This window comes from Streptomyces sp. NPDC058086 (assembly GCF_042885015.1).
Classification (GTDB): domain Bacteria; phylum Actinomycetota; class Actinomycetes; order Streptomycetales; family Streptomycetaceae; genus Streptomyces.
In genome coordinates this window covers 1-9,094 of the sequence record NZ_JBHVST010000198.1, presented here as the reverse complement: position 1 = coordinate 9,094, position 9,094 = coordinate 1, and the positions used below count along the sequence as shown (strand labels likewise).

Sequence of the window (9,094 nt, the reverse complement as noted above, 5' to 3'; positions counted from 1 at the left end):
CAGATGGTGCTGTTATCCGCACAGAGCACGCCCGTGGCGAAGATCGCCGAGGTGACGTTCACCAGCCCGGACCGGGTCCGGGACGTGCTCCACAACTTCAACGCCGACGGCTTCGACTCGCTCTACCCCAAGTACAAGGCCGGCCGGCCGAGAGCCTTCGCCCTTTCCGAGCGCCGCGAGGTCAAGAAGATTGCCAGGTCCAGGCCAGCTGAGCACAGCTTGCCGTTCTCGACCTGGAGCCTGGCCAAGCTGGCCGACTTCCTGGTCGCCGAGGGGGTGGTCGACGACATCAGCCACGAGGACCTTCGGGTCCTGCTCCGCGAGGAGGGCGTCCCGTTTCAACGCGTGAAGACCTGGAAGACCTCGCGCGACCCGGACTACGCGGCCGAGAAGGCCCGGGTCGAGCATCTCTACGCTATCGCCGACGGTGAGGTCATACCCGAGGAAGGCGAGCCCGAAGTCGTCTTCTGCATGGACGAGTTCGGGCGCGCGCCACGAGGCGAGAAGGGCCCGTTCGCCGACTGGCGGGACGGACACCGGCACAACCCAGCGGAACGCGTCTCTTGGTGGCGTCCGTGGCTCGACCTCATCCAGGAGACCGTAGGCCGCGGCGTCGTCGTGCGCCGGGCACGCATCGTAGTCTCGGTGAACTTCCTCTTCTCTTCTTCCGTTGCCAGTAAAGAAGAACCCTGAACAGGTCTCACAAGTCCGGATGCCAAGCCAACAAGAGAAGGAAATCTGAAATGCAGACAAATCGGGACATAGAAATGACGGAGACACTGATCGCTGCTCTTTACGAATTCAGGAACGGGGCCCATTTCACCATCCATGAACTTGTGCACCAGACGGGCGAGAAAGATAAGAAAGAGCAGGATGCACTCATGCAATTAGCTCGGCGACACGGTGACGAGATAAATGCTGCCCACTATTTCCGGGATACAGGGGGTAAATCGCGTTTCACCCCCACTGGAGAGCCATGCCGTCCGTTTGTCATTACGGTACAAGGTTGGAAAGCCACCAGGCGTAGAGCGGGGATGAAGCCTGGTACACCGCCCGAGGGCCTGCCTCAGTCACTCGTCATAGAACGCGCCGCCCAGCAGGTGTCACCGCCAACGTCCCTCGTCCCCGGCGCCGCAACACATCCAGTGCCTGGTTTCGGCGCTGACCCAGGCACTCTCGCCCCCCGGAGCACCACAGTGCCGCCCCCGCCAATCGAAGTGCAACGCCATCTTGCTCGTCTTGCTCAGCTGGCGCTGCATCCCGATTGGCGGGGTGTGCCCGGATGGGGACCGGTTCCCGCACAGGCAGCAGCTCTGATGCCACCGGGCCTAGGGCCCACACACCCCGTCGGCCCGCATATCGCTCCTGCGCCGTACCCGCCCAGTGGCCACAGGTACCCGCAACCGCGGCCGGGGGACCGCCGCACAGGCAGCCGAGGTGTCCGTCGGACATGACCGACGTCGAGTGGGCTGCCACCCGGGACTCGCTGCCGGTGCTGGGGGGCTGGAGGGCAGGGGGCCGCCGGCCGGAGGGCTACTGCCACCGGCAGATGGCCGATGCGGTCCGGTACCTGGTCGCCCGTGGTCTCACGTGGCGGGCTGCTCGTGCTCCGGCGGGCGTCCGATGTTCAGTGCATGCCGGCGATGCTCGGCCCGCCAGGTGCTCGGTACCGGCTCGATCAACTCCCAGCGGGCATGGGACAGATCACTCGGATACGGACGACGCGGTGAAAGTTACGTTCCTGGAGCCGGTCGAACCTGAGGGACCGGTTCGTACGTTGTAGTTCATAGGGCCTCTTAGAGGGCCTGGCGGTGAGCGGTGAGAGCGGTTCGCCCACCTCGAGAGGCCCGCTTGGCGTCGGCGCGGGCCCGGTGACGCGCGAGTAGAGCGAACGGACGGGGAAGATGATGACCGATCAGACACAGAGGCACCGCTCTGCCTGTCTTGGGCCCCGAGAAACGATTGCAACTCCGCGACTCGTCCGCTGCACGGTGGGTTTCCTGACGGCGGCCGTGCGCAGAAGCTCGTATTCAAGACGCGACGTCCACGCTCAACCGAGCTGCTTTCATGAGGAAAGGGAGAATCGCCCCAATGCGCAACGAGGACATCGTGCCGGGAGGGCCGGGCAGTGAACGTGTCGTTGCGGGCCGCTACCGACTGCTGTCCGCCCTCGGTGAGGGCGGCATGGGAACCGTGTGGCGCGCCCGCGACGAGGTGCTGCACCGCGAGGTCGCCGTCAAGGAGGTACGCGCCCCGGCCGGTCTGCCCGTCGCCGATGTCGAACGGATGTATACCCGGCTGGAGCGGGAGGCGTGGGCCGCGGCCCGGATACCCGACCGCAACGTGGTGACGGTCTACGATGTGGCCACCGACGGCGGCCGCCCCTGGATCGTGATGGAACTGGTCCGCGGACGGTCACTGGCCGACCTGCTGCGGACCGAGGGACCGCTCACCCCGGAGCGGGCCGCGCACATCGGCGCCGAGGTGCTCGCCGCGCTGCGCGCCGCGCACGCCGCCGGCGTGCTGCACCGCGATGTGAAGCCGGCCAACGTGCTGCTGGCGAACGACGGCCGGGTGGTGCTCACCGACTTCGGCATCGCGATGGTCGAGGGCAGCTCTGCCCTCACCATGACCGGGGAGGTCGTCGGCTCCCCCGAATACCTTCCGCCGGAGCGGGCACTGGGCCGCGCCCCGGGCCCCGAGTCGGACTTGTGGTCCCTGGGCGTACTGCTGTATGCGGCCGTTGAGGGCAGTTCCCCGTTCCGGCAGGACACCCCGCTGAGCACTTTGCGCGCCGTCGTCGACGCGGAACTGCCGCCCCCGCACCAGGCCGGCCCCCTCGCCCCGGTCATCGAAGGGCTCCTCCGCAAGGACCCGGGCCAACGCATCCCCGCCGAACAGGCCGAACAGGACCTGCGGAACATCGGCGCGGGCGGCACACCCCCTACCGACCGCACGTCGGAGACCACTTACGCCTCCACGGTCGTGACGCACCCCGGGACACAGCCGTCAGCCACCCACCACGCTCCGGCGGAACCCGTCACAGTGCCCGCGCGAGTCCGCCCGCCGTGCAACCGGCGCCCCACGGTCGTCCCGGTCGCCGCCGCGGCCGCGTGCGCCCTGTTCGTGATCGGGGTGGGCTACGCGCTGGTGAGCGGCGGAGGGGGCGACGGAACGAGCGCCAACCAATCCCCTGCCGGGGCGAGTTCGCCGCGAGCGCTGGACGGCGTCTCACAGGACGCCGGACAGGCCCCCGCACCCGCCGGGCAGGGCGAGCAGAACGCCCCTGCTTCGCAGGCTGTACGAGTGACGGTGACGGGTTCGAACACGGCCTACACCGGCGCCTGCCCGCTGCCTGGCGACCAGGCGCCCACCTTCACGGCGACGTTCACAGTGGGCCAAGTGCCTGCCCAGATCTCCTACCGATGGGTGTCCAAGGACGGCTCACTGGTCGATCGGCACTGGCGCATCCTGTCGTTCGCGGGAGGAGACAGTACGGGGCAGGACACGGTGCACCTCACGACGTACTCAGGTGCCGGGACGCTCGACAGCGAGATCGGCGTGGAGGTCAAAGGACCGGTGCAGACGACCTCCAACAAGGTGCCGTTCTCGGTGATGTGCAGGAACGAGGACAGCGGCGCCCTGGGTCACTGACTCCGCTGACATATCGACTGCCTGCGAAGCACCGATGCGATCGGGGCAGGCAGTCCGGCCCGAGCCGGAAGGAGACCCGACGCATGGATCCGCGGGGTGCTGGCGGCTTCTACTGCACTCCCTGCCGCCAGTAGAGCCGGACCATCGCAGCGCAAGACATGACACGAGCTCGACTTCCACCCTCACCGTCATTAGGGGGCGTGGGCCCGCCTCGTCCGCTCGGCACTGCGCCGGGTCCCTGTCACGGGTGACGGGCTTCGGCAGGCGCGGTTCCGCCAGGCGGACGAAGTGGTCGCCAACAGTTGAACCAACCGACTCACCCCCTGCGTAGTGGTGACGTACGAGTCCAACCGCACGCCGGATCGGCCGCGCGGTGTGGCCCATTTTCCGAACTGGGCGTCGTTTGCAAGGAGTATGGAGTGCCATCGGTCATCGTGGGACGCACGGGTCCCTTCACTGGTCAAAGCGTGATTCTGAGCAGTGCTCCCCTGACGCTCGGACGCAAGGGCGACAGCGGCGTCGTGATCGTGAGTCCCAGCGCTTCCCGCCTGCACGCCGAGATCGTCGCGGAGGACGCCGACTTCGTTCTCTACGACCGCAACAGCCGGAATGGAACGTTCGTCAACGACCAGCGCATCACACGGCATGTGCTACGCCCCAACGACTGCATCCAAATCGGCGAGGAGACCTTCCTCTTCGAAGCCCAGGACGCCATGGAGACGATCATGGATCTCTCCCTCCTCGACGTTCCCCGCGTGAACGCCTCCGTGGCCTCTGACGTACTCCGGGTCACGATCACCGGCGGGGGCCCGGTTGGTCTCGCGTTCGCGCTGACGCTCGAGAGCATGCTGCACGAGCGGGTGGCTATCACCCTCTACGACGGACGGTGGATCAAGAACGGCTCCACGGTCGTCTGGAAGGACGAGACCCACGGAAACGTCCGTCGGCAGCAAGTGGTGACCATCCAGAGCCGACAGTACCTCGGCCTGTCCGACGAGGTGCAGTCGGCGCTGTTCGACGCCGACGCCTACTCGGAGATGTGGCCCGTTGGACCGGACTCCGTAGATGGCCGGCCTCCCCGAAACATCCGGATCGCTCACGTCGAGGACCGGCTCCTGGAACTGGCGAACAAGAAGACGGCGATCCGGCTGGTCCCGAAGTGCTTCGACCCGTCGGATCACCAGAACCGGCTCTCCCAGGAACACCTCCTGGCGATCTGTGAAGGCGGGCGGTCCCGCACACGGGAGTACTACGCCGACCGCTTCGGCGCGGCCGACGCCTCGATATACTCCCTCGCCGGTGAGCACCTGCAGGATGTCGTGCTGGGGCTTCGGGTGAAGTCGAAGCTGTCGGACCCGATGAGCGTGCTGCTGACCGTGTCGCAGAACCGCTTCCTGCTCAACTCGTTGCGCGGCGAAGGCTTCCTGAACATGCGGCTCACCCCCGAGGAAGCCCGGAACGTGATCGGCATCGATCCAGTCCGCCATGCCTTCGAGGAATGCATCGCGGCTCGTCCCTGCGTGATGAGCCGCGAAGAGGACAACGAGTTCCGCTGCCCCACCCACGGGACGCTCTTCCTGCCCGCCTTGCTGCGCAGCTCGCCCCTGTGGAAACGGATCCGGGAGGGTCTGAAGCTGTTCGACGTGGCCGAGGACGACCTCAGCGCGATCACGTCGTTCCGGCTGGACATGGTGCAGCGCCCGCGATTCACGGCCCAGCTCAGCCGCCCGACCGCAACGAGCCCGGGTACCTACGGTTTCCTGCTGGGCGACGCGGCCAACGCCATCCACTTCTGGCCGGGGCGCGGTCTCAACAGCGGTTTCGCCTCCGCCCTTTCCCTCGCCCGCTCTCTCCGCCGCGCGTGGCAGGGAGAGCAGTTGCGCGACGCCGACTTCATCCGGCACGAGGCGGCAATGTCCATGCTTCAGTACCGGCACAAGAGCCGGGCCTGGAACGCCATGGTGACCACCGACGAACAGGGTGTCACGCGCGCCATCAAGGACATCATCGCCCACAGCATGGAACAGGCACCTGACGCCGGCTCCGAACCGCAGCGGTCGGACCTCGACGCGCTGTTGGACCGCATGCGCACGATCCGTGAGCGCCTCGCGTCCCGTCTCCCCGGCATGCCCACCGACGAGGAACTGCGCGACCGCCTCACGACGCTCGCCCCGGCCGCACTCCGGACACTCCAGGAAAGCGGCGCCTGGGACACCTTGATCGTCGGCGGCGAGGAAGCCGATATCGACCTTTTCTACCAATCGGACTCTCCTGTCTACGTCCCGCGCCCCGCCGACCCCCGGAGCACCCCACCCGCCCACGTGCCGCAGGAGGCGTGGTTCCTGAACCCGCATGACACGAGGCAGGCCGCCGGAGCATCCTGAGGACTGAGAGAGCGTCCAGTGTGGATTGATCGCCCTTTGCCTCCTAGTAAGTTCCTCGCCAGGTCGGTGCGGTCTCGTCCGTTATGCGCTTGGCGAGGTTGTCGATCGACGCAATGTGGATCATGGCTTCAGAGCTGCCGGTGAGCGCCTCGCAGTCGCGGGCGAGACGTCGGTGCATCATGATCCATCCCAGGCTCCGCTCCATCGCCCAAGCACACTGCGCTTATGGATAGTCAAAGCAGTGAGCGGACGCCGATAATCGGCCGTGAGGGCCTGCAGCGGTTGGTCGTTGTGGCCCGACGGTTGCGGGGCCGGCTGGGCGATGAGGGGAACGGGTCGTCATGCGCGACGACAGTGACGTCGGCCCCAGAGAACGATTCCGGTGGTGCCGGACGGGCAGGTGTGGGCAGCACTGCCGGAGGTGAACCGGCAGGCGGTGGTGGGGCAGTTGGTGCGGCTGGCGAGCCGCGCCTTGTCGGCCGCCGCGACGGCGAGTGAGCGGGACCGGGGATGACCTCGGTGATGCCGTGGGAGCGGCCCGGCAGCAAGATCGACGACCGTCATCTGCAGCGGCTCGCGGTGATCTATGTCCGCCAGTCCACCCGCCAGCAGCTTGTCGACCACCAGGAGTCGACCCGTTTGCAGTACGCCCTGGTGGACCGGGCGGTCGCGCTGGGCTGGCAGGCGGACCGGGTGCTGGTGATCGACGAGGACCTGGGCAAGTCGGGTTCGAGTGCGGTCGCCCGCACCGGCTTCCAGCGTCTGGTCACCGAGATCGGACTGGACCACGTCGGTCTCGTGCTGGGGATCGAGATGTCCCGGCTGGCCCGCTCCGGCAGGGACTGATACCAGCTGATCGAGCTGTGCGCCCTGTCAGGTGCGGTACTCGCGGACACCGACGGGGTCTACGACCCGGCCGAATACAACGACCGGCTGCTGCTGGGGCTCAAGGGCACGATGAGCGAGGCCGAACTTCACCTGATCAAGCAGCGGATGTGGAGCGGGCGCCTGAACAAGGCCCGCCGCGGCGAGCTGGCCTTTCCCCTGCCCAGCGGTTACGTCCGCCGCCCGTCCGGGGAGGTGACTTGGGACCCGGACGAACAGGTGCAGACAGTGATCCGCCTGATCTTTGCGCAGTTCGAACGGCTCGGCACGTTGCACGGTGTCCTGCGCTATCTCGTCGGTCATGACATCCAGTTGGGTATCCGGCTGCGTGAGGGACCGGACAAGGGCACCCTGGAATGGCGAAGGCCGAACCGGATGACGCTGCAGAACCTGCTGCACAATCCCGCCTATGCCGGCATCTATGCCTACGGGCGGCGCCGGATCGACCCGCGCCGCCAGGACCCGGCCCGGCCGAGCACCGGACGGGTCGTCCGCTCCCGGGACGGATGGCATGTGATGATCCCGAACGTCCTGCCCGCCTACATCACCGTCGCCCAGTTCGAGACGAACGAAGCGAAACTGGCGGCCAACCGCGCCCGCGCCGAAGCCATGGGCACGGTCCGGGGCGGCCCCGCCCTCGCGGCCGGGCTGGTGTATTGCGGCCGCTGCACCCGGCGCATGAACGTGCGCTACCACACCCAGCACAGCAAGGCCCTGCCCGAATACGTGTGCGCCCGGGACAAGACCAACTACGGCGCGGAGAAGAACTGCCAGCTGCTCAACTCCACCTGCGTGGACGCCCTCGTCGAGCAACAGGTCCTCGCGGCTCTGACGCCCGCCGCCGTCGAGGTGTCCCTGCGCGCGGCCGACCAGGTCCTGGCCGAGCGAGCCGAGCTGGAACGGCTGTGGTCGCAACGGCTGGAACGCGCCGCCCAGGACGCCGACCGGGCCCGCCGCAGCCACCACCTCGCCGAACCGGAGAACCGCCTGGTCGTGCGCCAGCTGGAGAAAGAGTGGGAGGACGCACTCGCCGTCCAGCAGCAACTCCGCGAGGACTACGACCGCTTCACCCGCAGCAGTCCGCACATCCTCACTCCGGCCGAGCGGCAGACCATCACGGCTCTGGCCGGCGACATCGAGGGTTTGTGGCGTGCGCACAGCACCACGACAGCGGACCGCAAGGAGATCGTCCGCGCGGTCGTCGACAAGGTCGTCGTCACCGTGCTCGGCACCAGCGAGCGGGTGAAGGTCACGATCGTCTGGGCCGGCGGGACCACTACGGCGGGAGAGGTCATCCGCCCGGTCCAGCGGCTGGACCAGCTCAGCTACTACCCGCAACTGACCGATCGGATCCGCGAACTAGCAGGCCAGGGCATCGGCGCCAGCGGGATCGCCGACCGTCTGGAAGCCGAGGGCTTCCGGCCCGCGAAGGGTGGCAAACGGATCTCCGCGGCCACCGTCCGCGACCTCATGCGCCGCCTCGCCTGCCCCGCAGGCCGTGTCCACCGGCACCGTCCCGCAGCACCCGGCGAGGAGCCCGGCCCCAACGAGTGGTGGCTCAAGCACCTGGCCGCCGAGCTGGACATGACCACCTCCACCCTCTACGCCTGGATCAACCGCGGCTGGATCACCACCCGCCGGGAGAGCTGCTGGCCCCACCGGCTCATCGCCCACGCCGACCAGCGAGAGCTCGCCGAACTCCGCGAACGCCGGACACGTCCGCCCGGCTGGTACAGCCGCCGCATCTGGACCGAGACCGCCGAAACAGCCGGGCAACAGACTCCATGAGCGCACTGTGCTTGACAGATCTCGACCACCCAGCGCCTTTTCACGACATGGAAGCCGCGAACCTCTGGACTCCTGTTGACGACCTCAACTTCGATTCCGAGGCCGGCCCCGTGTTCGACCTTGGCCTGATCGAGGAGTTGTATCCCCACGGCGTTTCCCGACAAGCTTGCGGCGGTGACAGTCAAAGCGAGGAGCAGGCCGATCCGGCGTGCACCAGGCCACGCTCGTCATCGCCCGACTGCACAGCCTCGCCTCTCGATAACTCACACCCCGCGCGGGGCAACCTAGCCTCGATCTGCTCTGAAAATCCCCGCACCGTTTTCTCTCACGTTGCGCGGGGCTCGAGGCTCACGTCGTAGCCGAGCTGGGTGAGTTGACCGACG

General features: G+C 67.5%; 5 protein-coding genes and 5 pseudogenes. 7 read left to right on the top strand and 3 right to left on the bottom strand.

Annotated features, from left to right (window positions below; translation table 11 throughout):
- Window positions 1-487 (top strand): annotated as a pseudogene (locus ACFVWD_RS56115) (helix-turn-helix domain-containing protein); the annotation flags it as partial.
- Window positions 488-501: 14 nt separating this feature from the next.
- Window positions 502-639 (top strand): annotated as a pseudogene (locus tag ACFVWD_RS56110) (DUF6879 family protein); the annotation flags it as partial.
- 962 nt (window positions 640-1,601) lie between these two features.
- Here the strand turns inward: ACFVWD_RS56110 and ACFVWD_RS56105 are convergent.
- A pseudogene (locus ACFVWD_RS56105) lies at window positions 1,602-1,703 on the bottom strand (IS5/IS1182 family transposase); the annotation flags it as partial.
- Between the two features lie 388 nt (window positions 1,704-2,091).
- Here ACFVWD_RS56105 and ACFVWD_RS56100 point away from each other — a divergent pair.
- On the top strand, window positions 2,092-3,654 hold the full coding sequence (locus ACFVWD_RS56100) for a serine/threonine-protein kinase (protein WP_389606739.1): 1,563 nt from the start codon (window positions 2,092-2,094) through the stop codon (window positions 3,652-3,654).
- 419 nt (window positions 3,655-4,073) lie between these two features.
- The gene (locus ACFVWD_RS56095; RefSeq protein ID WP_389606738.1) at window positions 4,074-6,038 is read left to right on the top strand and encodes an FHA domain-containing protein; all 1,965 of its coding nucleotides are present in this window, start codon (window positions 4,074-4,076) and stop codon (window positions 6,036-6,038) included.
- Window positions 6,039-6,081: 43 nt separating this feature from the next.
- Here ACFVWD_RS56095 and ACFVWD_RS56090 read toward each other — a convergent pair.
- Window positions 6,082-6,249 (bottom strand): annotated as a pseudogene (locus ACFVWD_RS56090) (IS5/IS1182 family transposase); the annotation flags it as partial.
- Window positions 6,250-6,423: 174 nt separating this feature from the next.
- Between ACFVWD_RS56090 and ACFVWD_RS56085 the strand changes: the two are divergent.
- From ACFVWD_RS56085 to ACFVWD_RS56075, 3 genes are all read left to right on the top strand, one after another.
- The gene (locus tag ACFVWD_RS56085; RefSeq protein ID WP_383127032.1) at window positions 6,424-6,552 is read left to right on the top strand and encodes a hypothetical protein; all 129 of its coding nucleotides are present in this window, start codon (window positions 6,424-6,426) and stop codon (window positions 6,550-6,552) included.
- Window positions 6,549-6,884: a recombinase family protein gene (locus tag ACFVWD_RS56080; RefSeq protein WP_389606736.1), complete on the top strand. Its 336-nt coding sequence runs from the start codon at window positions 6,549-6,551 to the stop codon at window positions 6,882-6,884. The genes ACFVWD_RS56085 and ACFVWD_RS56080 overlap by 4 nt, the downstream gene beginning before the upstream one ends.
- 111 nt (window positions 6,885-6,995) lie before the next feature.
- Window positions 6,996-8,711: a recombinase family protein gene (locus tag ACFVWD_RS56075; protein ID WP_389606734.1), complete on the top strand. Its 1,716-nt coding sequence runs from the start codon at window positions 6,996-6,998 to the stop codon at window positions 8,709-8,711.
- Window positions 8,712-8,731: 20 nt separating this feature from the next.
- Here the strand turns inward: ACFVWD_RS56075 and ACFVWD_RS56070 are convergent.
- A pseudogene (locus ACFVWD_RS56070) lies at window positions 8,732-8,914 on the bottom strand (IS5/IS1182 family transposase); the annotation flags it as partial.
- Window positions 8,915-9,094: the final 180 nt, after the last annotated feature.

What these genes read in the sequence shown, in the direction of transcription:
- ACFVWD_RS56100 (WP_389606739.1), top strand. Translation starts at nt 2,092, where the DNA reads ATGCGCAACGAGGACATCGTGCCGGGAGGGCCGGGCAGTGAACGTGTC.
- ACFVWD_RS56080 (WP_389606736.1), top strand. Translation starts at nt 6,549, where the DNA reads ATGACCTCGGTGATGCCGTGGGAGCGGCCCGGCAGCAAGATCGACGAC.
- ACFVWD_RS56075 (WP_389606734.1), top strand. Translation starts at nt 6,996, where the DNA reads ATGAGCGAGGCCGAACTTCACCTGATCAAGCAGCGGATGTGGAGCGGG.